The following is a 20749-nucleotide window of genomic DNA, read 5'->3' on the forward strand; positions in this document are numbered from 1 at the left end:
GGGGTGTAAGGTCCGACCGCTCGACAAGGGCGGGCAATCTCTGGCACAAGCCAAGAGAAGGAGTACGAATCATGGGTGAGAATACACTGAAGTCGAAGTTCGTGCGGAATGCCGCGATGGCGATGCTTGGCGCGTGCGTGATGACGGCCACGGGTTGCAACGCATTCCGCGGCCACGGCAAGTACACGCAGGAGCAGATCAACAAGTCTCGCGAGCGGCTTGACCAGATGAAGGCCGCGACGCAGTTCGATATGGCGATGCAGACGTATCGGGCCGGCGACCTTGAGAAGGCGCAGCGTCTGATCGACGCCACACTCGCCATGAGCCCGACGGTTGCTCGGGCGCACGTACTCCGCGGGCGCATCCTCATCGAGCGTGGCATGATCGAGGAGGCGTTGATCTCCTTGAAGCGGGGTGAGGCCCTCGACCCGACCAACGCGGATGCGAGCTACTTCCAGGCGATCGCGTATGAGCGCGTCCTGAAGCGCGAGGAAGCACTGTCCTACTTCATGCAGTCTGCCGAGCTTGACCCCACGAATGCGCAGCACGTCGTCGCGGCGGCTGAGATGATGATCGATCTCGGACGTACCCAGGAGGCGGAGTCTTACCTGACGCGCCAGACGGAGCGTTTCGAGCACAACGCCGGCGTTCGCCAGACGCTCGGTCACCTCGCCATGATGCGTGACGATGCCAAGACCGCATCGATCATGTTCAACGAGGCCCGTCTGCTCGCGCCGGATGACAGCGCGATCCTCGAAGACCTGACTCGTGCTCAGCTCGCGATCGGTTCCTTCGGCGAGGCGGAGATGAATGTCTCTCGCCTGCTGCGTGATCCTCAGAACGCATCGCGTCGCGACCTTCTGCACGTCCGGGCTCGCTGCCTGACGGAACTGAACCGGATGGTGGAAGCACGAGATGTGCTTGTGCAGCTCACGAGCGGGCTTGAGGGCGCTGCTGACACAGAGGCGTGGATCGGTCTCGGGAACGTGGCGTATGTTCTCAAGGATCCGAATCGCGTCAGGACGGCCTCTGCGCGGGTCATCGCACTCGCGCCCGATCGTCCGGATGGGTACATGCTGAAGGCATTGTGGCATCGACGGATGGGAGACACGGATCGCGCCCTGCTGGAGGTGGAGCGCACCCTGCAACGCAGCCCGAGCCATGCCTCGGCACTGACGCTGAAGGGCATCATGCTTGCCGACCGTGGTCAGTATGAGGACGCACGCATCGCGCTCGGCGCCGCGCTCCGCGCGGATCCGGCGAACTCAGATGTTGCGGTGCTCCTCGGCTCGGTCGAGCAGGCGGAGATGGCGTCGGCAGGCGAGCTCTGAGAGATCGCCTGCAAGGTCAACCCGGCTGGAGATCAACCAGTTCGGGTTCGACGAGGCCTGACCACGTCGAGAGTTTGGGAATGACGAGCGCGTCGATCCTCGTGCCAACGGGGATCGACGCTGCCGTTTCTGGGTGACGAGACGCCCAGTTCCACCCGATCACGCGCAGCGAACGTTCGCCGTCACGGACGGTGAGCTTGATGTGCCCGCCGGCTTTGCCGAACGGCTCGGGCCGCGCCGAGACGCGAAGCCCGCTGAGCTTCACCCGAACCGGCGGATTCTCGCGCCCGAAAGGTGCGAGGAGATCGAGTTGACGGATCGCGAGCGGCGTCAGGTCTCGGATCGAGGCGTCGCAATCGAACTGTACCCTTGGGATGAGATCTTCGGGATTGAGCATGCGTGACGCGTGAGAAGTGAACGCGTCGCGAAAGGCGTCGAGCTTGTCCGGCGTGAGTTTCAGCCCCGCAGCCATGTCGTGTCCGCCGAAGGTGTGCAGGTGCGGCGAGCACTCGCAGAGTGCGGCGTGCAACGAGTAACCGTCGATGGAGCGGCCTGAGCCCGCCAGCATTTCTCCCTGATCCTGGAGCAGGATTGTTGGTCGTCCGGTACGTTCGACGAGTCGGGAGCAGACGATGCCGATGACGCCAGTGTGCCAATCTGGGTGAGCGAGCACGATTGCTCGGGTGTCGGAATCGAGCATGCCGCTCACTCCGGCGAGTTCGAACGCCTGTTCGGCGATCTGCTTCTCGACCGCGCGGCGATTGTCGTTCAGGCGTGTCAGATCTCTGGCGATCTCGGCGGCTCTCATGGGGTCGTCGGTGAGCATGAGCTCGAGAGCTTCTCTCGCGTGGCCGAGTCTGCCGCACGCGTTCAGGCGCGGCGCAAGCGAGAAGCCGACACCATCGGTGTCGATTCTGTCGCCATCGAGTCCGCTCGCCTTGACCAACGCTCGGAGGCCGATGAACGGCGATGTGCGGATGCGAGAGAGGCCAGACCGAACGATGACACGGTTCTCCCCCAGCAGGGGGACGACATCGGCGATCGCACCGAGAGCCGCCAGCCCGAGGAGATCAACCAGTAGATCGCGGAGCAGTTGGGGGAGTCTCGAATGTCCCGTGTGCATCGTGCAGAGCCGCCAAGCAAGCTTGTACGCGACGCCGGCTCCGCAGAGATCACCGAAGGGATACACAGACCCAGGGCGGCGAGGGTGAACGATCGCGTACGCGGGCGGCAGGTCGGCCTCATTCTCCGCGCCATTGTGGTGGTCCGTGATGATCAGATCGATGCCCAGATCACGTGCAACCATCGCCGGACCGTTTGCCGTGATGCCGCAATCGACCGTCACGACGACGGTCGCACCCGCTTCGGCGAGCGAGCGGATCGCTTCGGCGTTCAGCCCGTATCCCTCGTCGATACGGTGGGGTATGTATGTGATGACTCGGGCTTCAGGATGGATGGCTCTCAGGGTTCGCGCGAGGATGGCTGAAGCGGTGACACCATCGACGTCGTAGTCGCCGTATATCGCGATGGGCTGCTTTGAAGCCGCCGCGTGCAGGATGCGCTCCGCAGCACGGTCCATGTCAGGGAGCAGTGAAGGATCGTGCAGGTGAGCGAGGCGCGGTGCAAGGAACTTCACGGATTCTTCGTTCAGCAGCCCCCGTGCCTCGAGGACTCTGGCTGTGAGCGGCTCATATCCCCGAGCGAACTCGCTCGATCCGGGGCGTGCCGATGTGTCGGAGCCCGACGAGATCGGCCGCCAGAGCTTGGTTAAGCCGCGTACTGTGTGAACTTGCGTCATCCGTGGCGCCGCATTCCGGTTGAATTGTTCGAGCCGGCGCGACCGGGGGGGGCGGCCAGCGATGTAGCGAGCGTACGACCGTGCGGGGACCGCTGCAACCCGTCATGATGTGATTGTGCATGATGTACGATTGGAGCGATCGGGCAACGGGTAATTGGGAGGCCGCATGGTCAAACTCAACCGCATTTACACACGCACCGGGGATGACGGGACGACTGGCTTGGGTACCGGGGGGCGTGTTGCGAAGGACGATCCTCGAGTTGAGGCATATGGCACCGTGGACGAGGCCAATGCCGCGTTGGGCCTGGCGATTGCGATGGCAGGCGCGTGCGAGCCAGGTGGGAACGGGGAGCGGATCGTGGGGGTGCTCCTGAGTGTCCAGCATGATCTGTTCGATCTGGGAGCGGATCTCTGCGTGCCCAGGGCTTCGGCCGAGACCGAGGGGTCCAGACTTCGTCTAACACCCGGCCAGGTTGACAGACTTGAGCGTCTCATTGACGAGTTCAATGAGAACCTTGCGCCCCTGACCAGCTTCGTCTTGCCGGGTGGGAGCCGACTGTCTTCAGGGCTGCACCTCGCACGGACGGTCGTGCGTCGGGCGGAGCGACTCGTGGTGGGACTGCGACGAGCCGAACCCGACGCAACCTCGGAGGTTTCTGTTCGGTATCTCAACCGGCTGAGTGATTTGCTGTTTGTTCTTTCGCGTGTCGCCAACGACAATGGTGCGACGGACACGCTCTGGGTTCCTGGGTCCAATCGAGTCTAGTAAACTCGTCGCCTTACCCGCGGCACTCTGTTTGAACCATTGATTGCGGGTGCTTCATGGAGCCGTTGGTGGCGAAGCGAGCAAAGGACAGCACATCGGTTTCGAGTCCGCTGACGCTGGAGTTCCGTCAGGAATTCGAGGCGGAGACGCTGTCACTGCTGCACAAGCGTTTCCTGTGGTTCACAGGAGTGGTCAGCGTCGTCGGGCTTTTCGCGATCGTGATGAAGGCCGCGGTGGACCTGTGGCGTGAGACAACTGATCTAGATTTGATCGGGTACGGAGTGGGTATCGGGTCCTTGCTTGTCTACATCACCGCGTACCTGATCGTCTTACTCGGTCATGTCTCGCGTGAGCGTGTCCACACGATTGCATTTGCGATCGTTGTGCTGGATGGCCTCCTTCACATCGGACTCTGGACATTCACCGATCCTCATGCGGGATTCGGGATGTGGGGTGTGCTGCTGACGCACATGCTCGCGTGCAGTTTCCTGCCATGGACTGCGATGCAAGCCCTCGGTCCGATCGTGGTGCTTGTGCTTGTGAATGCGGTTGCGATCGTGCTGGGCACGAAGCCGGGAGCGGGCGGCGAGACTCGCGTGGCACTGATGATCGTGAACATCGGACTCAGCCCCCTGGTCGGTCTGCCGGGAACGCTGATCTGCTGGCTGCGTCACTCGAGGCGCGTTGAGCAATTCAAGATGCGGGCGCTCGCGACGAAGTACGGCGAGTTCCGACGGGAACTCACGGATGCCAGGCGGATCCACGAGTCGCTCTTTCCCAAGCCGCAGGACTCGGGCGATATCCGCTTTCACTACCTCTACGAGCCGATGCGACAGATCGGCGGTGACTATCTCTTTGTTGCGAGCTCTCCGACGGATGATGGTCGTCGCGAGATGCTGAGCTTTGTTGTGGTCGATGTCACGGGCCACGGCATTCCGGCGGCGCTGACCGTGAATCGCCTGCACGGGGAGCTGAGCCGCTTGTTCGCCGAGTATCCGAGCATCCGACCCGGTGAAGTCCTCAAGCTGCTGAACAGGTACGTGCATCTCACGCTCGCCAACCACTCGGTGTATGTGACAGCGATCTGCGGCCGCATCGATCCGCTTCACGACACGCTTGAGTATGCGAGCGGCGGCCATCCGACGGCGTTTCTGCGCGCGGTCGATGGCACGATCGAGGAGCTTCAGTCCACTGCGCTGGTGCTCGGGGCGTGCCCTGATGCGGAGTTCGATCCTGAGCCGCGAACCCTTCGGTTCGGGCCGGGAGACTCCGTCATTGCGTATACCGATGGGGCGCTCGAAGCGAAGAACAAAGACGGCAAGATGCTGGGCACCCGCGGCATGCAGCGAATTGTGGGATCTCCATCCCACTGTCCGAGCGGAACGTGGCCTCAGGTGATTCTGGGAGTCGTTGAGCAGCACCGGCATGGTCCGCCAGCGGACGACACGCTCGTGATCGAGGTCTTCCGGACGCTTGACAGCATGCCGCGAGAAAGTGTTGCGGAGCGTGAAAGCCACGCTTCGACGATGCGGTAGTCCGACGGGGCTTGTCTTGGACGATTTCGGACAGCCAGTTAATCCTTGACGCCCTTTACCCGGTCAGGGTCTGTGTACTTTGACAAAGCTGTCGCGAGATCGACATCCATGATGTTCGCAAGTGTCGCCAGCCACGCCAAGACGTCGGCAAACTCCTCCTGCATGTTCATAATTTGTTCGGAAGTGGGGGTTTTGCCTGGCCGATTCTCGTGCAAAGAGGTCGCCAACTCGCCAACCTCCTCCATGAACAACAGGAAGGTGCCGGCAGGCCCTCTGGCCGAATCGGTGGCGTAGTAGCGATCCCGGATCAATGCTTGGAAGGCCTGGACGCTTAGGGGGTGGTTCATGCCCGAAGAGTAAGCGAAGTCATGCCGCAGCCGGCGGCGTCTGGGTGCAAACACTGGACGAACTTCCGCTTGAAGCGGCTTGGGGATGGGCTAGCATTGTGGCCCGGCGATGCCCGGTGGTTCTCGCCCGCTCGTTTTTGGAATACCTATGCCGACCATCAATCAGCTCGTTCGCAAGCCACGGCGTGTGCAGGCCTCCAAGTCTCGCACGCTCGATCTCCAGCGGTCGCCTCAGAAGAAGGGCGTGTGCACGATCGTCCGCACGACGACGCCCAAGAAGCCGAACTCGGCTCTGCGGAAGATCGCGCGTGTTCGCCTGACGAACGGGCGCGAGGTCACGGCGTACATCGGCGGTGAGGGGCACAACCTTCAGGAGCACTCGATCGTGCTGGTTCGCGGCGGTCGTGTTCGCGACCTTCCCGGTGTGCGTTACCACATCGTTCGCGGGTCTCTGGACTGCCTCGGCGTCGAGGGGCGCAAGCAGGGTCGTTCCAAGTACGGCGCGAAGCGTAGCAAGAAGTAATCTGTCATGCGCCGGCATCCACGTGGATGCCGCTTGTGCTTGACGGGCAAGTAATCGGCGACGGGTTGCCCGCCCGGGCCGGTGAACAGGGCCGCAGCGTTGCGGCGGATGAGCCACGAAGGAGGCCTCCATGGGTGGTCGTTTCACAGCGTCTGTTGAGCAGCTCCGTCCCGACCCGAAGTACGGCGACAAGGTGCTCTCGAAGTTCATCAACTGCGTCATGGAAGACGGCAAGAAGTCTGTCGCGACGCGGATCATCTACGACGCGATGGACATCATCGACGAGAAGCTTGCGAAGATCGAGGATCCGAACAAGCCAGCCGACGCGATCGGCTGCTTCCATATGGCGATCAACAACGTGAAGCCGTATGTCGAGGTTCGCTCCAAGCGAATCGGCGGCGCCAACTACCAGGTGCCGATGCAGGTGAACAACAAGCGTCAGCAGTCGCTGGCGTTCCGCTGGATCATCGCTGCGGTCCGGAGCGAGAAGGGTCGTCCGTTCGCCCATCGCCTCGCTGATGAGATCGTCGCCGCCGCGAAGGGTGAGGGCAAGGCGATGCAGACGCGTGATCAGACGCACCGCATGGCCGAGGCAAACAAGGCATTCGCGCACTTCGCTCACTGATCGAGCGCCGTTTCGAGCTTTCACGAGGCCCGGCAGATCTGCCGGGCCTCTTTGTTTTTGCCGCGCGAGCGTCCGAGTTTGGTTATTGCGTGTCGAGTGATGGTTCTTGACGGGGGCCGGTGTCCATCGCTCATTGAACAAGATCCGGAGGCCGACGTACCAGAGCGTGCGGCGATTCGACGGCTGTCGATTCGATGCGGTACCAGGAGTAATCAGGATGTGGGCACTGGCGGAGGGCAATGGTGAGGACCTGCGTGTGCCGCGTGCGGTGGCGAGTCTTGGCCCATGGATTGTTGCCTGGGCTGTGCTGAGCGTTGTGGGATCTTGGGTTCAACTCGGTTTGTGGGGCGGTTCGACGCACCTTGATGGTGTGCTCTCCACACAAGCAGGACGGGCGATTGCGAATCTGATTGCGTTGCCTACACAGGCATTCAATGTCGCGCTGATGACCCTGTTGCATATGCGGGCCGACCGGAGCGCACTGCTGATTGTGTCTTCGGTGGTGATCGGCTGGGCGTGCGTGCTGTTCGGGCTTCGGACAATGCTGCGCGTATGGGTATGGAGCCGTTCTGTGCTGATGGGCAGAGAGCCGAGAAAGGTGCGAGAGCGGCACGCGGGCCTTGACATTGGTGGGCCCTCTATTCCGTCGAGGCGGGCGTTCCTGTTGGATGGGCCGCTGGTGATCGGAGGTGCTGCGGGCGGGCTTGTGGGGGCGCACAGCGTGGTGGTCGCGCCGTTTGATCTGAAGATTGAGCGGTACACGGTCGCGGTGAAGGATCTGGCGCGCGGGCTTGAGGGGATGCGGTTGGTGCAAATATCGGATACGCATCTCGGGCCGCACGTGCCGCCGGAGTTTGTGGCGCGGGTGGTGCGCGAGTCGATCACTCTCAAGCCGGATGTGTTCCTGCTGACGGGTGACTATGTGCATCGTGGGACAGACTGCAACGCGCGGGCCGCGGCGTTGTTCGAGCCGCTTGTCCGGACGGGGCGACCTGTGATCGGGGTTCTTGGGAACCATGATTGGTACGGTGACGGCTTGGACATGAAGAGGCAGTTGTCGGGTGTGGGCGTGCGGATGGTGGACAACGATCGCGTGTTCATTGATGCCGCGACGCGGGGAATGTGGGAACAGGCGCCGGTCGCGGGCTTGTGCATCGCGGGGCTTGGTGACTTCGGCAGGGACACGATGGACTTTGAGGCGGCGTTCCGGGGTGTGCCGGAAGAAATGCCCCGTATCGTGCTCCAGCACCAGCCGGACGCCGTAGAGACGCGAGGGTTCGTCGAGGGGCCCCGGATGGATGTGATCTTCGCGGGGCACACCCATGGTGGGCAGATTCGTCTGCCACTGGTCGGTGCGCCGGTGACGCTGAGCCGGTATGGGCAGAAGTACGCGTCGGGGCTCGCGCAGGGGCCGCGGTGCCCGGTGGTGGTGTCGCGCGGGATCGGGATGTCGTTCCTGCCGGTGCGGATTGGGGTGAGGCCCGAGGTGGTGGAAGTGACGCTCGCTCGAATGTGACGGCAACGGGGCGAGGAGCATCCTACAACTTCACATGGGTGATGCGCATACAGCGGATCGCGGCGCGGAGTATCCGCTCGGGGATGGCGGGGGCGATGGCGTCTCGACTGGGATAGATGCACAGGGTCCCGGGCGGTATCACCGGCAGATGCTGGTCGCGGGTATCGGCGAGCATGGGCAGTCGAATCTCCGAGCGGCACATGTGCTGGTGGTTGGGTGCGGAGCGCTCGGTTCACCTGCTTCGGACCTGCTTGTGCGAGCGGGTGTGGGGCGGGTAACGCTCGTCGATCGGGATGTAGTGGAACTGACAAACCTGCATAGGCAGACGCTCTTCGCGCAGGCGGACGTGGGCGACGCCAAAGCGGAATCTGCCGCGAGACGGCTGCGCGAGGTGAATTCGGCGGTGCGCGTCCGAGGCGTTGCGGCGGACGTGTCGCACCGGAACGTGGAACGGCTGCTCGCGGGACACGCGGTTGTGAGGAATCAGGTCGAGAGCGTCTGGCCGGCCGTGGATGTGGTCGTGGACGGAACGGACAACTTTGAGACCCGCTACCTGCTGAATGATGTGTGTGTGAAGCGGGGCGTGCCGCTCGTATACGCGGGAGCGGTAGGGACGCGGCTGACACAGATGACGATCGTGCCGGGCGTGACACCGTGCCTGCGGTGCCTCTTCCCTGATGCGCCGATGCCTGGCACGATGCCGACGTGCGACACGGCGGGAATCCTCGGGCCGGTGTCGGCGATGGCCGGGTCGATGGAGGCGATGGAGGCGATCAGGTTGATCGTGGCGCGGCGGACGTTTACGGCGGGGTCGCTGGTGGAGATCGACGGATGGACGGGCGTGATGCGTCGGCTGAACGTGGGCGAGCCGCTCAAGGACTGCGTCTGCTGCGGCCGTCGCGCGTTTGAGTTCCTCGCGGGTGCGGGTGAGACGATGACCACATCGTTGTGTGGAAGGGGTGCGATCCAGGTCCTGCCGGCGGCGGAGGTTGTTATCGATCTCGAGCTTCTTGCAGCGCGGCTTGGGGCCCATGGAACGTTTGAGGTGACACGCACGATGGTGCGGGGCGTTCTCGAGAGCGAGGGCGGGCGAGAATTGACTGTGTTTCATGACGGGCGGGCCGTCATCGGGAAGCGGAGGGATGGGAAACCCGCTGACCCGGAGATCGCGAGAGCGATCTTCGCGAGGTACGTGGGCGTGTGAGATGAGCACATCGTTGGCATGAGCGACACCGAACAAGGAGAGAGTCGATGGGACAGGTAGGCAAGACGATCGAGCTGATGGGGGCGCGTGGTCTCGGACTTGGGCAGGCGCTGCTCAAGGATGTGCGGGCGGAGGACTTCGCGCGCCAGCCCATCGCGGCGGCTGGAACGCTCGGATCGGAAGGAAGCGGCCTGATCAAGACGAACCATCCGGCGTTCGTGTATGGGCACCTTGCGATTTATCCGGCTCGGATGATGGATTTCATGGGCTTGGACGGCTCGAAGATCGACGCCGGGCAGCGGTATCAGGACCTCTTCTCGCACGGCAAGGAGTGTGTGCACGACGCGGATCGCACGATCTATCCGGCCATGGATGAGATCGTGTCCATCTACAGCCGGGCACATGAAACGGTGCTGGGAGTGGTGGGGGGTGTTGATGACGCGGTGTTCGCGCGTGAGACGCCTCACGAAGGGATGCGAGCAAGATTCCCGACGGTGGGGAGCGCGGTCGGTTTCCTGCTCTGTTCGCACACGATGATGCACCTGGGTCAGATGAGTGCGTGGCGCCGGTGCATGGGTCTTGGATCGGCGATGTGACGGCTCAGCCGAAATGGCCAGATCGCAAATGGCCAAATGGCAGACCGTCGATCGTGATCTCGGAGGAGCGGACGTCGAACGCCGCTAGGGCCTGACAAACGGATTGGAGCGTTTCTCTCGACCTACGGTCGTCGCGGGTCCGTGGCCGGGGTACACGACGGTGTTGTCAGGGAGTGTGTAGAGCTTGGTGCGGATGGATCGTTCGAGTTGCTCGAATGAGCAGCCCGGGAAGTCGGTGCGCCCGATGGAGCCGTTGAAGAGGGCATCGCCGCCCAGAACGACGCCCTCGGATTCGCACCAGAGGGCGATGCTGCCGGGTGAATGGCCGGGGACGTGGAGGACTCGCCAGGAGGTGGGGCCGAGTGTGAGCGTGTTGCCATCATTCAACAGGCGAGTCGCGTGCGGTGCTGTGACGGGGAGCCCCGCGCCTCTTGACAGATTGAGTTCCGGATCCATCAGCCACTGTTCTTCGAGCGTGTGGATCAGGATCGGAATATCCGGGAACGCCTTTCGGACGTCGAACGCACCTGCGATGTGGTCGATGTGGGCGTGAGTGAACATCAACGCCTCAGGTGCCAAACCTTCGGATTGGATGTGCTCGATCAGCGGCTCCGGCTCGAACGAGGCATCGACAATCCAGCAGGGTTTGGCGGCTGCACGGGAGACCGGATCGCTGGGGGCGACAACGTAGCAGTTGGTCCCCCATGGCCCGAGTTCGAAGCCATGGAGAGTGAGAAGGGGGGCTGGCATGGTTGCGCTCGCGTTTCGGGATGGGACGGGATCGGGTGTCTCAGGGCAGCAAAGTGGGGCACCGCAAACGGTCTCGAATCGGTACGATAGGGGGAACGCTGTCCCGTGGGCCGGCTCACAGAGGCGAGGCCTTGAGTGTCTGTTCACAAGGGATCGGCACGTGCGGAGATTGAACGATGTTGATTCGGAACATCGGCGAGATGGAGATGCGCCCGGTCCAGATGGACGGGGTGCAGGGTGCGACGATGGCCGTCATGGTGGGGCGTTCGGACGGTGCGCCAAACTTCGCGATGCGTCAGTTTGCGGTCGCTCCTGGCGGTCATACGCCTCGGCATAGCCACGATTACGAGCACGAAGTCTTTGTGGTGAGCGGGAAGGGGACGATCCTCCTGGAGGGGAAGGAACGTCCGATTCGAGGGGGTGATGTGATCTATGTCCCGGCGGACGAGTTGCACCAGTTCAAGTCCGCCTCGGACCAGCATGAACCGCTGCGGTTCTTATGCTTGGTGCCGATGTCGAGGAACTGCGGCGACCCGACGCCCGGATCTTGATAGGTGTTTGGTGACGGACATCGACAAAGGTCATCATCTGTGTCGTAGATGATGGCGGAGCACGAGCCGGAGCGGGGAGTGGGCAGAGATTGGAGGTTCGGTCGTCATGGCGGACAATGAACCAACGGGCACTCATGCGGGCAACGGCATCGGGGGCGGAAAAGGAACCGATCGGCCGAGCGGCATGCTCATGGCCGCGGTGTATGTCTTCGCGGGGTTGGCGAGCGCAGGGATGCTCGCCGTTGCGCTGACGCAGCGGGGGGGAGCAGAGAGCACGCTCATCGTTGCCTCGATCGGGATGCTCGGATTGGTGTTTGTTGCCTGTACGTCGCCGTTGGCGATGATGCTGTCGGCGCGACGCGAGGATTCGTACTCCGAGCGCCGGATGGTTGATGAGTTGGTGCAGACTCGGCGCGCCATCGAGTCGATGCGGGAAGAGGCCGCACTCTCTGATGATGCCAGGCGAGCGATCAATCGGCGACGCGAGCGGGAACTCCTGCGTCGCGCGATCGAAGAGGACATCGCTGCTCAGGAATGGGAAGCGGCGATGCTGCTTTGCAGCGAGTTGTCGGACCGATTCGGCTATCGCCAGGACGCTGAGGAGGCGAGAGCGCGGATCGAGAGCGCACGGTACGAGTACGTGATGCAGAGCGTAAACGCCGCGACCTCGCGAGTTGATCAGATGATCATCCAGCGTCGATGGGACGAGGCGTGGGCCGAGGCGAGGCGTATCGGCCGGTTGTACCGCGAGTTGCCGAGAGCCGCGGCGTTGGAGCGTCGGGTCGATCAGGCGCGCGAGATGTACAAGGCCGATCTGGAACGCCGATTCCTCACCTCCGCCCGTGAGGACCGAGTTGAGGATGCCATGGCGCTTCTGAAGGAGCTTGACGCGTACCTCTCGGAAGGGGAGGCGGCTCCATATCGCGAGGTGGCGCGCGGTGTGATCGGGAAGGCCAGGAACAATCTCGGCGCACAGTTCAAGCTCGCGGTCAAGGACAGGCAGTGGAGCGAGGCCCACGATATCGGGCAGCGGATCCTGCGGGAGTTCCCGAATTCTCGGATGGCCGATGAGGTGAGGCAGCTTATCGATGCCGTGCGAGAGCGAGCGACCGGGACCGCAGCCGCGGGGCATCCGTTGGGTTGATCCTTCTGGTCATAGAATGCCGATGGCACGAGCAATCGGCTCGATGCGGCTTTGAACCTCTTGGTCCATCGTGAGCACGGGAGGCCAGGCACGAACCGGTTCACCGTTGGCCTCATCTCCAGCTCGCTTGGGTGTTGCATCAAAGCCGAGTCGGCCGCCGTCTTGAGCTGAGCAAGCCGTCTTCACATGAATCATGTCGCGTCCCGCGTCCGCGTTGGCGACCCAGTGAAAGAGGGCCTTGTCGGGGTCGTGGATGTCTACATCACGGCCCAGAACCACGACGAATCGCGGGCCGGGGATATCAATCGAGAGAACATCCTGAAGCATGACGCGGCCGAGAGCGGGCTTCTCGGCGTCACCGAGAGATGTATCGGCACGCACAAAGAGCCACTCGCCACAGGCGTCCGGCCACGAGGTGTCGAGCACGCCGGGAATCTTGCGTGCCGCGTCGATGAATGCCGCACGCTCTTCTGCGGTTCTCCGGCCGCGTGTCTCGGCCAGGGGAATGCCCCTGATCTCCTCGCCTCGGATCTTGGGAGTGCAATCAAAGCCGATCTTTGTACCGGCACCCAGACGCGGTGCCGCGTGGTCGAGGATGTCGAGCGGGCCGTTCACGGTCTCGACATCGCGGTCCGGGCGACAGTGGAGCGAGCAGGCACGGAGGACGGCGAGCGTGTCGTGCGGATTGATGGAATCGTCAACGATGAAGATTGTCTTGGTCCAGGACATCTGTCCCGCGCCCCAGATCGCGTGCATGACGCGACGGGCATGGAGCGGGTAATGCTTCTTGATCTGAACGACTGCGCAGTTGTGGAACGCGCCGAAGAGCGGCAGGTCGTAATCGATGATGTCCGGGATGAGCGTCTTTAAGAGGGGCAGGAAGACTCGTTCGGTGGCCTTGCCGAGGAAGTAGTCTTCCTGAATGGGGAGCCCGACGACAGTGGTGGGGTAGATCGGATCGCGTCGGTGAGTCATCGCAGTTACCTCGAGGATCGGGTAGCGATCCGGCATGGAATAGAAGCCGGTGTGATCTCCGAACGGACCTTCAAAGACCGCGCCGGGCCCGAGCGGCTCTCCAGTTCGAGGGTCGTAGTCGATGAAGCCCGCGTCGTGCCGGACGAGTCCCTCGATGATGATCTCGGCGTTTGCAGGCACCCAGAGCGGGACAGTCTTAGCGCGGGTCATCTCGATGCCGCGTCCATTGAGGAAGCCGGCAAGGAGAAGTTCGCTGATGCCAGGGGGAAGCGGCGCGGTGGCCGCGTAGGGGAGAACGGACTCGCCGCCGAGGGCAATGGCGACGGGCATGGGCTTTCCAAGCTTTTTCCACGATCGCCAGTGGTTCGCGCCGTCGTGGTGCATGTGCCAGTGCATGGCAAGCGTGCGCTTCCCGAGCAGTTGGACGCGGTACATCCCGATGTTGTGGCTTGCGGGCTTCGGATCGTCGATCTCAGAGGCATGGATCGTGTGAATGCCCGCGAGCGTGATGTACCTTCCGCGATTGCGTGCATCCCAGTCCGCGCCGGCTCCGAGCCCCGGGACAGCGTCATTGACCCCTCTTGGGTATCCGACGGAGGCGAAGTCGCCGTCGAGTGGCCAACACCGGAGGAACGGGAGTGTGGTCAGGTCGAGGTCTTCGCCGGTGACAAAGACCTCCTGACAGAGGCCGGCTCGGCGGGCACGCCTCGGGCCGATTGTCAGGAGTGGTGCAAACTGTCTCGCCTTCGCGAGGGCTTCCATGAGCGAGCGAGGGGGCTCGGGCTTGACGAGTGAGCCGATGCGTGAGGCAAGGGACTCCAGCCCTTCGCCGTGGACGCACGGCTGGCAGTCAGCCGAGCAATTCAGTGCCATCTCAACTCGTCGGTACGATCCAAACGCATTGATGAGGACGGGCGTGCGCGAGCCCACGACATTCTCAAACAGCAGGGCAGGGCCGCCTCGGTCGTAGAAGCGTGGATCCGTGTGTCGAGTGGCTGCTGAGCCGGGGTGGGGTGCTCTGGCCTTGCTCGCCAGATCGGCGAGGGCCGAGATCTCCAACACAGGCGAGACGCGATCGGTGATACGCTTCAGCTCACCGGCGCGATCGAGCACCGAAACGAAGTCACGCAGAGACGTGTGCATGTCCGAGCAGCGTATGACCAATCCAGTGGCCGCGGCGAAAGGAGCCGGGGGGGCGAAACGGGCGCAGGACTTTGCGGCAGTCCGGGACTGGCCGGGGTACTTTGATCTGATGGTCGGAAAGCCGGCCCGAGAAACGCTGGTTGCGGCCCTCGCGTCCTTCGCAAGAGAGGACGCGGCAGGCGGGGATCCGACTCCAGAGCGATTGGCGGTGGATCTGGGATGCGGTGAGGGTCGCGACACACTTGAGCTTCTGTCGCGCGGCTGGCGTGTTGTGGCCCTGGATGGGCACCCAAAGTCAGTCGAATTACTGGAGCCCCGGGTTCGTCCTGAGGATCGCGGGCGGTTGAAGACCTGTGTTGCGTCTTTCGCTGATGCGACGTGGCCGGAAAGCGTGGACCTCTTCAACGCGAGTTTCTCGTTGCCATTCTGCGAGCCAGAGGACTGGGAGAGTCTGTGGCAGCGGATCGTGGCTTCGATACGGCCTGGCGGGAGGTTTGCGGGGCAACTGTTCGGCGATCGGGATGGCTGGGCAGTGTTGCCGGACAGGACGCACCATCGTCGGGGAGAGTTGGACGGCCTCTTTGAAGGGTTCGTGTTCGAGGAGCTGCGGGAAGAGGAGCGGCCGGACACGAATCACGACGGAAAGCCCAAGCCATGGCATGTCTTCCATATAGTGGCAAGAAAGCGCGGCAATGCATGAAATGCGGCCATGCAAAGACCCAAGTGATGTGATCGGGTGCGAGCGATCGGATGCGTACAGAGGAGCAAAGCGGATGTCGAACTCGGTAGCGGTGCTCGCGGATGCGGCGATCGACGTCAAGGGCGTTGAAAAAACGTACAAGGGGCGTGTGCACGCGCTGCGCGGTGTTGATCTGTACGTCAAGCGGGGTGAGATCTTCGGGCTGCTCGGTCCGAACGGAGCGGGGAAGAGCACGCTCGTGAAAATCCTGATGACCGTGATCCGCGCGAGCGCCGTGAACGGGACGCTGCTTGGCGGGCCCGTCGGCAACAAGGGGATGCTGGCGCGGGTCGGATATCTGCCGGAGCATCATCGGTTTCCCGACTATCTGACCGGCGGGCAGGTGCTTGATTTTTTCGGGGCGATGGCGGGTGTCGGGAAGCGTGAACGCACGCGCCGGGCCGGGCCGCTGCTGGAGCTCGTGGGGATGAGCGAGTGGACCAAGAAGCGCGTGAAGTCGTACTCAAAGGGCATGAGGCAACGAATCGGGATCGCGCAGGCCCTGATGAGTGATCCGGATCTTGTTGTGCTCGATGAGCCGACTGACGGTGTAGACCCTGTGGGGCGGCGTGATATTCGGAACGTGCTGCAGCAGCTCAAGGCCCAAGGCAAGACTGTGTTTCTGAACAGTCACTTGCTCAGCGAGTTGGAGATGGTGTGCGATCGGGTCGCGATCATGGTGCAGGGGAAGGTCGCGAGCCAGGGAACCATCGAGGAACTCACGCGAGACGGGAGGCGATATGAGATCGAGCTCGCGTACGAGGCGAGCACTGCATCTGCCCACTTTGCGGGCTTGCTCGTCGCTGGTGGGAGTGGTGATGGTGCGACGGGAGCACTCGCGCGGGTGGCTGTCGCGCCGGAGATTGAGGGCGCGATCGATCGGGGTATGTTGACACTCAAGACGACGGACCCGGAGCGGGTGCAGCCCGTGCTGGACGAGATCCGGAGGCGAGGGTTGACGATCAGCTCGGTTCGGCAGGTTCGTCCGTCGCTGGAAGACCTCTTCATGCAGGCGGTCGTGGACTCAACGACGGGCGAAGCGTTCGCGCCCGGGGCGGCGCGGGCAGGCAGTCGCAGGAACGGGGGTGGAGCATGATCCAGACATGGGCTCTGCTGGTTGACGCGTACAGAGAACTGAACTCCAAGAAGCTGTTCTGGATCACGATGGCACTCTCGCTCCTGGTCGTGTGTGCGTTCGGTGCATTCGGGCTCTATCCGGGGGGCTACAGCGCGCTCTGGTTCAAGTTTGATCATGCGTTCTTCAACAGCCGCATCATCCCCCCTGAGAAGTTCTACAAGTTCATCTTTGCGAGTATCGGCATCCCGGTCTGGCTCACATGGATTGCGTCAATTCTCGCGCTGATCTCGACCGCAGGGATCATTCCCGACTTTGTGTCGGGCGGCGCGATCGAACTCTCTCTCTCAAAGCCGATCGGACGTGTGCGGCTGTTCCTGACCAAGTATTTCACGGGCCTGCTCTTTGTCGGCTTTCAGGTCGGCGTCTTCACGCTCGCGTGCATCGCAGTCATCGGAGTCCGCGGCAAATCGTGGGAGCCCGATCTCCTGCTCGCGATACCGATCGTGCTCTGTTTCTACAGCTATCTGTTCGCGATGTGTGCGCTGATCGGGCTGCTTACGCGATCATCGATCGCCGCTCTTCTGCTCACGCTTCTGTTCTGGATCTTCCTGTTCGCTATGAACGCTACGGATTCCATTTTCGTGATGCAGCGTGAGACCGCACGAGCAAAGATCGAGCACTACGAGCGACGCCAAGCGCCTCTTCTCCGAGTCGCAGAGGGGCAGTTGAAGGCACTCAAGGAGATGGGGTCTTCGTTGACGGATGAAGACGGCAACTTCCCCGAGGGGCTCACGACTGAGCTCGAGGTGGCGAACCCGATGCTCGCCAGCAACAGGCGCAATCTCGAAGAAGCGAGGCAATCACTCGATAAGTGGACGCAGTGGTCAAAGATCGCCACCGGCGTCAAGACGGTGCTTCCAAAGACGCAGGAGACGATCAAGCTGCTCGAACGGAGTCTGCTCTCTTCCGACGATATGAAACTCCTCTCACGTCAGGAGGAGTATGAGCGCACAGGGCGGGTATCAGAGAACACGTCTGCGGACTCAGACGACCCCTACGTTCACCATCAGGTTGCTGCACGTCGAACGGAAGAGGCCTTTCGGGACCGATCCGTGTGGTGGATCCTCGGGACCTCGCTTAGCTTCGAGATCGTTGTACTCGGTATCGCATGCGTCATTTTCACGAGGCGAGATTTCTGAAGCGAACGTGTTTGGGGCAGCGTTCGGGGATTGATTCACTCCCAGCCCCAAGGAGGCGGCGGGGCGGGCACGGGTTCTGTCAGATCGAACTCGATGCGGAACCGCCTGTCTGTGCCTTCCCGACGCAGCGAGTAGACGAAGCGTTTGCCCGGCACAAGCTCAACTGTCCACACATTGGTCGATGCAGCAGGAATGAGCGACGAAGTCTGTGCGTCGGCATAGAACTCCTGCTTTTCTGGCGATCCCGCACTTTGAGTCCAGCCGCCGTACATGGTGATCTCATCCTCTGAGCCATCCTTGTGGCGGTGATCATGCTTCAGCAAGATGCGGCCTTCGCCGGGCGTGAAGACCCAGGTTCGCGAGTGATCCTCGCCGACATGGAACGGAACCAGTATCCTGTCTGATTCGCACACACGAACGTGCATGATGAAGACCTTGCCCGCGAAGTCAGGGTTGCCTGTCGAGTCTTCGACCAATCGGCCTTGATATGCCTTGCCGCACATCTGACGGAGTTGCCGCATGAACTCTTCCTGCGGCTGGGCCAAGGCATCTCTTTGCCGGTGTGCGGCGCTGCGCGATCCGGATTCACATCCAGCAACCAATACGGTGCTGGCGATGCAGAGCGAGCCCAGCCAGGCCACGATCGTCGATGGGCGTGTCGGATTGTGGGTGTGTCTCATCATCGGCCCAGACTAGCCGATTCGGCGAGCGTGTGCAGGGGGCTCGGTCAGCCACTTGAAAGCTCTCGGCCTCGGTCACGGGCCGCGACGACCGCTCGTGCGAAAGCGTCCATCACGCTTGAAGAATCAAGTACCGAGCACGCGGCGTGCGTTGTTCCTCCCTTGCTGCTGACCGCTTGTCGCAAAGCCGAAGGATCGGAGTCCTCGTCCGACAGAAGCGAGGCGGCTCCGATGATCGTCTGGCGGACGATCGTCCTTGCGGTGCTCGCGTCGAAGCCTACTGACTGCGCCGCTCGTTCCATGGCCTCCGCTAAGTAGAAGACATACGCAGGCCCAGAGCCGGCAACCGCTGTGAACGCATCGATGAGCTCTTCGGGCAGTACGACCGTGGCACCACCGGATGCGAAGAGCGATTCCGTCCAGATACGATCTTGCTCGGTTATCGATGCAGACTGAGCGATAGCCGTCATGCCCTTCCCAACGCTGATGGGGAGGTTTGGCATCACACGCACGAAGCGGTGCGAGCCGCCGCGGGGGGCAGGCACTGAAGCAGCAAGTCGGGCGGAGGTGACTCCTGCCATGATGCTCACGTAGCACCGTGGGCCGAGCGAGCCGAGAGAAGGTGTCGTCGAAAGAACCGTGCCGAGGGCCTGCGGTTTGACAGCCAGTACGACAACGCCCTTGCCATGACAACGGTGACCGGCCTCGATGAGGAGCATCGACTCAATGCCGCGAGTTGCGTCCGGTACCGCAATGACGCCCAGCATCGAGAGTTCGGCCCTGCGAGCTTCTTCCGGCTCAGCAACGATCGTGCTTGGTGCCGCGAGAACTCCGGACCTCAGTCCGGAGCGCACAATCGCAGAAGCCATGTTGCCCCCTCCGATGAAGAGCGCGGGGCGGCTCTTGTCGCTGGTGTGTTGAGTGGTCATGGGATGAGACTATCCGCCCAGTCCGTAGTCTGTTCTGTCGGCGTACTGTGGCGAGCCACCAAGGCACGTGTGTCCAATCCGGCCCCTATGATGACGAATGGGTCGGGTCCGGAGCGAGGATCTCGGCCAAGAGAGGTTCCAAACCCATGTCATATCTCGACTTCGAGAAACCATTGGTCGAGTTGGAGCGTCAGATCGAGGCCGCGTCTGCCGCTCGTGACGGCGTACTTGGCACGCCGCCCGGCGTCTCCCTTGACCTCGGCACTCGCGTCTCTCTGGACGATCCTGAAGCATTGAAGGCGAAGTACCGAGAGACCCTCGCGAGCATCTACGCGGGGCTTGGTCCTTGGGAGACCGTCCGTGTCGCACGGGTTCCCACTCGCCCGCAAACGCGTGATTACATCAAACTCATCTGCCGCGACTTTGCGGAGTTGCACGGCGATCGGCGTTACGGCGACGACCCCGCTCTCGTGACGGGATTTGCTCGAATCGGATCCATCAAGTGCCTGATCGTTGGACACCAGAAGGGACGTGACACACAGGAGCGAATCGCCTGCCACTTCGGCTGCGCACATCCTGAGGGATACCGAAAGGCCCTCGCCAAGATGAAGATGGCAGAGAAGTTCGGCCTCCCGATCGTGACGCTCGTGGATACCCCTGGTGCCTATCCGGGCTTGGGCGCGGAGCAGCGCGGCCAGGCGGAAGCAATCGCGGTCAACATGCTCGAGATGAGCCGGCTGCGAGTTCCGATTGTCAGCGTGGTCATCGGCGAGGGTGGCTCTGGCGGCGCGCTCGGAATCGCTGTTGCCGATCGAGTCGCGATGTTGCAGTTCGCGTGGTACTCGGTGATCTCGCCCGAAGGGTGTGCGGCGATTCTCTGGAAACAAGCGAATGAGCAGACGAACGCGCAGGCCGCTCGCGCACTGAAGCTCACCGCCTCGGATAACATTGAGCTTGGCATCGTGGATGATGTCATTGAAGAGCCGTTGGGTGCGGCACACAGAGCGCCTGCTGATGCCGCGGCGAACCTAGAGAAGTGGATTACATCCACCCTGCTTGATCTCAAGGATGTTGATCGGGACGTACTGGTGGATCGCCGGTACCAGCGATTCCGGCGGCTCGGCGCGTATGTGGACAAGTCAGGGCAGCTCGACGCCACTGGCCCCGAACAGGAACTGCCTAAATAGGTGTGTGTTCGCGAGGAGGCCTCCTAGCTGCTCAGGAGATCACAGAGGCCTCTCTTTGACAGCGATCGAGTTTCTGGCTACCGTTCGGGCCCTTTGGAGGCCGCGTGCGCAGGTCTCTCGCAGCTTGACGAGT

Annotated in this window: 21 protein-coding genes; 15 read left to right on the top strand and 6 right to left on the bottom strand. The window is 62.4% G+C overall.

Translation table 11 applies throughout. The features are described from left to right. Window positions 1-71 precede the first annotated feature (71 nt). Window positions 72-1331: a tetratricopeptide repeat protein gene (locus KF838_03405; GenBank protein ID QYK48902.1), complete on the top strand. Its 1260-nt coding sequence runs from the start codon at window positions 72-74 to the stop codon at window positions 1329-1331. 16 nt (window positions 1332-1347) lie between these two features. Here KF838_03405 and recJ read toward each other — a convergent pair whose 3' ends face one another. Next, window positions 1348-3129, bottom strand: coding sequence for a single-stranded-DNA-specific exonuclease RecJ (gene recJ, locus KF838_03410; protein QYK48903.1), 1782 nt, complete (start codon window positions 3127-3129; stop codon window positions 1348-1350). Between the two features lie 166 nt (window positions 3130-3295). Between recJ and KF838_03415 the strand changes: the two genes are divergently transcribed. Together KF838_03415 and KF838_03420 are read left to right on the top strand one after the other, a co-directional pair. Beyond that, a complete protein-coding gene (locus KF838_03415; protein QYK48904.1) occupies window positions 3296-3895 on the top strand; it encodes a cob(I)yrinic acid a,c-diamide adenosyltransferase in 600 nt (199 codons plus the stop codon). A 68-nt stretch (window positions 3896-3963) separates the two neighbouring features. After that, the gene (locus KF838_03420) at window positions 3964-5430 is read left to right on the top strand and encodes a serine/threonine-protein phosphatase (protein QYK48905.1); all 1467 of its coding nucleotides are present in this window, start codon (window positions 3964-3966) and stop codon (window positions 5428-5430) included. Window positions 5431-5468: 38 nt separating this feature from the next. Here KF838_03420 and KF838_03425 read toward each other — a convergent pair whose 3' ends face one another. Then, complete coding sequence (locus KF838_03425) at window positions 5469-5777, bottom strand: hypothetical protein (protein ID QYK48906.1); 309 nt, start codon at window positions 5775-5777, stop codon at window positions 5469-5471. Window positions 5778-5925: 148 nt separating this feature from the next. On the opposite strand from KF838_03425, the gene rpsL reads away from it, so the two are divergent. The 5 genes from rpsL to KF838_03450 all read left to right on the top strand — a co-directional run bounded on the left by rpsL (window position 5926) and on the right by KF838_03450 (window position 10241). After that, window positions 5926-6300 (top strand): 30S ribosomal protein S12, encoded by a 375-nt coding sequence (gene rpsL, locus KF838_03430; GenBank protein ID QYK48907.1) that lies wholly within the window; start codon window positions 5926-5928, stop codon window positions 6298-6300. A 130-nt stretch (window positions 6301-6430) separates the two neighbouring features. Further along, on the top strand, window positions 6431-6925 hold the full coding sequence (rpsG, locus tag KF838_03435) for a 30S ribosomal protein S7 (protein ID QYK48908.1): 495 nt from the start codon (window positions 6431-6433) through the stop codon (window positions 6923-6925). 217 nt (window positions 6926-7142) lie between these two features. Further along, window positions 7143-8441 carry a metallophosphoesterase gene (locus KF838_03440; GenBank protein QYK48909.1) on the top strand — a complete coding sequence of 433 codons (1299 nt, stop codon included), beginning with the start codon at window positions 7143-7145 and terminating at the stop codon, window positions 8439-8441. A gap of 34 nt (window positions 8442-8475) precedes the next feature. Next, window positions 8476-9645, top strand: coding sequence for a ThiF family adenylyltransferase (locus tag KF838_03445; GenBank protein QYK48910.1), 1170 nt, complete (start codon window positions 8476-8478; stop codon window positions 9643-9645). Window positions 9646-9692: 47 nt separating this feature from the next. Next, complete coding sequence (locus KF838_03450; protein ID QYK48911.1) at window positions 9693-10241, top strand: DinB family protein; 549 nt, start codon at window positions 9693-9695, stop codon at window positions 10239-10241. A gap of 84 nt (window positions 10242-10325) precedes the next feature. On the opposite strand, the gene KF838_03455 is transcribed toward KF838_03450, so the two are convergent. Continuing rightward, the gene (locus KF838_03455) at window positions 10326-10991 is read right to left on the bottom strand and encodes an MBL fold metallo-hydrolase (GenBank protein ID QYK48912.1); all 666 of its coding nucleotides are present in this window, start codon (window positions 10989-10991) and stop codon (window positions 10326-10328) included. Window positions 10992-11167: 176 nt separating this feature from the next. Here KF838_03455 and KF838_03460 point away from each other — a divergent pair, with 176 nt between their 5' ends. Beyond that, window positions 11168-11542 (top strand): cupin domain-containing protein, encoded by a 375-nt coding sequence (locus tag KF838_03460; protein ID QYK48913.1) that lies wholly within the window; start codon window positions 11168-11170, stop codon window positions 11540-11542. A gap of 106 nt (window positions 11543-11648) precedes the next feature. Continuing rightward, window positions 11649-12686 (top strand): hypothetical protein, encoded by a 1038-nt coding sequence (locus tag KF838_03465; GenBank protein ID QYK48914.1) that lies wholly within the window; start codon window positions 11649-11651, stop codon window positions 12684-12686. A gap of 9 nt (window positions 12687-12695) precedes the next feature. Here the strand turns inward: KF838_03465 and KF838_03470 are convergent, their stop codons facing one another. Beyond that, on the bottom strand, window positions 12696-14804 hold the full coding sequence (locus KF838_03470) for a UbiD family decarboxylase (GenBank protein QYK48915.1): 2109 nt from the start codon (window positions 14802-14804) through the stop codon (window positions 12696-12698). On the opposite strand from KF838_03470, the gene KF838_03475 reads away from it, so the two are divergent. The 3 genes from KF838_03475 to KF838_03485 all read left to right on the top strand — a co-directional run bounded on the left by KF838_03475 (window position 14803) and on the right by KF838_03485 (window position 17820). Then, entirely contained in the window at window positions 14803-15504 is a 702-nt protein-coding gene (locus KF838_03475; protein ID QYK48916.1) for a class I SAM-dependent methyltransferase, read from the top strand. The genes KF838_03470 and KF838_03475 overlap by 2 nt on opposite strands. Before the next feature lie 73 nt (window positions 15505-15577). After that, window positions 15578-16639, top strand: coding sequence for an ABC transporter ATP-binding protein (locus tag KF838_03480; GenBank protein ID QYK48917.1), 1062 nt, complete (start codon window positions 15578-15580; stop codon window positions 16637-16639). Continuing rightward, complete coding sequence (locus KF838_03485; GenBank protein QYK48918.1) at window positions 16636-17820, top strand: ABC transporter permease; 1185 nt, start codon at window positions 16636-16638, stop codon at window positions 17818-17820. The genes KF838_03480 and KF838_03485 overlap by 4 nt, the downstream gene beginning before the upstream one ends. Before the next feature lie 35 nt (window positions 17821-17855). Here the strand turns inward: KF838_03485 and KF838_03490 are convergent, their stop codons facing one another. Then, complete coding sequence (locus KF838_03490) at window positions 17856-18341, bottom strand: hypothetical protein (GenBank protein ID QYK48919.1); 486 nt, start codon at window positions 18339-18341, stop codon at window positions 17856-17858. Here KF838_03490 and KF838_03495 point away from each other — a divergent pair. Further along, a complete protein-coding gene (locus KF838_03495; GenBank protein ID QYK48920.1) occupies window positions 18340-18516 on the top strand; it encodes a hypothetical protein in 177 nt (58 codons plus the stop codon). The two genes, KF838_03490 and KF838_03495, sit on opposite strands and share 2 nt — an antisense overlap. A gap of 31 nt (window positions 18517-18547) precedes the next feature. Here KF838_03495 and proC read toward each other — a convergent pair whose 3' ends face one another. Beyond that, window positions 18548-19429, bottom strand: a complete 882-nt coding sequence (gene proC, locus KF838_03500) for a pyrroline-5-carboxylate reductase (protein QYK48921.1) — start codon at window positions 19427-19429, stop codon at window positions 18548-18550. Window positions 19430-19575: 146 nt separating this feature from the next. Here proC and KF838_03505 point away from each other — a divergent pair, with 146 nt between their 5' ends. Then, window positions 19576-20616 carry an acetyl-CoA carboxylase carboxyltransferase subunit alpha gene (locus tag KF838_03505; GenBank protein ID QYK48922.1) on the top strand — a complete coding sequence of 347 codons (1041 nt, stop codon included), beginning with the start codon at window positions 19576-19578 and terminating at the stop codon, window positions 20614-20616. The last annotated feature ends 133 nt before the right edge of the window (window positions 20617-20749 follow it).

The organism is Phycisphaeraceae bacterium (assembly GCA_019454185.1).
GTDB lineage: Bacteria > Planctomycetota > Phycisphaerae > Phycisphaerales > UBA1924 > JAHBWV01.

Bases quoted from the DNA above. Each gene is read 5' to 3' on its own strand.
- KF838_03405 (QYK48902.1), top strand. From the start codon at position 72: ATGGGTGAGAATACACTGAAGTCGAAGTTCGTGCGGAATGCCGCGATG.
- recJ (QYK48903.1), bottom strand. From the start codon at position 3,129: ATGACGCAAGTTCACACAGTACGCGGCTTAACCAAGCTCTGGCGGCCG.
- KF838_03415 (QYK48904.1), top strand. From the start codon at position 3,296: ATGGTCAAACTCAACCGCATTTACACACGCACCGGGGATGACGGGACG.
- KF838_03425 (QYK48906.1), bottom strand. From the start codon at position 5,777: ATGAACCACCCCCTAAGCGTCCAGGCCTTCCAAGCATTGATCCGGGAT.
- rpsL (QYK48907.1), top strand. From the start codon at position 5,926: ATGCCGACCATCAATCAGCTCGTTCGCAAGCCACGGCGTGTGCAGGCC.
- rpsG (QYK48908.1), top strand. From the start codon at position 6,431: ATGGGTGGTCGTTTCACAGCGTCTGTTGAGCAGCTCCGTCCCGACCCG.
- KF838_03440 (QYK48909.1), top strand. From the start codon at position 7,143: ATGTGGGCACTGGCGGAGGGCAATGGTGAGGACCTGCGTGTGCCGCGT.
- KF838_03445 (QYK48910.1), top strand. From the start codon at position 8,476: ATGGGTGATGCGCATACAGCGGATCGCGGCGCGGAGTATCCGCTCGGG.
- KF838_03450 (QYK48911.1), top strand. From the start codon at position 9,693: ATGGGACAGGTAGGCAAGACGATCGAGCTGATGGGGGCGCGTGGTCTC.
- KF838_03455 (QYK48912.1), bottom strand. From the start codon at position 10,991: ATGCCAGCCCCCCTTCTCACTCTCCATGGCTTCGAACTCGGGCCATGG.
- KF838_03460 (QYK48913.1), top strand. From the start codon at position 11,168: ATGTTGATTCGGAACATCGGCGAGATGGAGATGCGCCCGGTCCAGATG.
- KF838_03465 (QYK48914.1), top strand. From the start codon at position 11,649: ATGGCGGACAATGAACCAACGGGCACTCATGCGGGCAACGGCATCGGG.
- KF838_03475 (QYK48916.1), top strand. From the start codon at position 14,803: ATGTCCGAGCAGCGTATGACCAATCCAGTGGCCGCGGCGAAAGGAGCC.
- KF838_03470 (QYK48915.1), bottom strand. From the start codon at position 14,804: ATGCACACGTCTCTGCGTGACTTCGTTTCGGTGCTCGATCGCGCCGGT.
- KF838_03480 (QYK48917.1), top strand. From the start codon at position 15,578: ATGTCGAACTCGGTAGCGGTGCTCGCGGATGCGGCGATCGACGTCAAG.
- KF838_03485 (QYK48918.1), top strand. From the start codon at position 16,636: ATGATCCAGACATGGGCTCTGCTGGTTGACGCGTACAGAGAACTGAAC.
- KF838_03495 (QYK48920.1), top strand. From the start codon at position 18,340: ATGAACTCTTCCTGCGGCTGGGCCAAGGCATCTCTTTGCCGGTGTGCG.
- KF838_03490 (QYK48919.1), bottom strand. From the start codon at position 18,341: ATGCGGCAACTCCGTCAGATGTGCGGCAAGGCATATCAAGGCCGATTG.
- proC (QYK48921.1), bottom strand. From the start codon at position 19,429: ATGACCACTCAACACACCAGCGACAAGAGCCGCCCCGCGCTCTTCATC.
- KF838_03505 (QYK48922.1), top strand. From the start codon at position 19,576: ATGTCATATCTCGACTTCGAGAAACCATTGGTCGAGTTGGAGCGTCAG.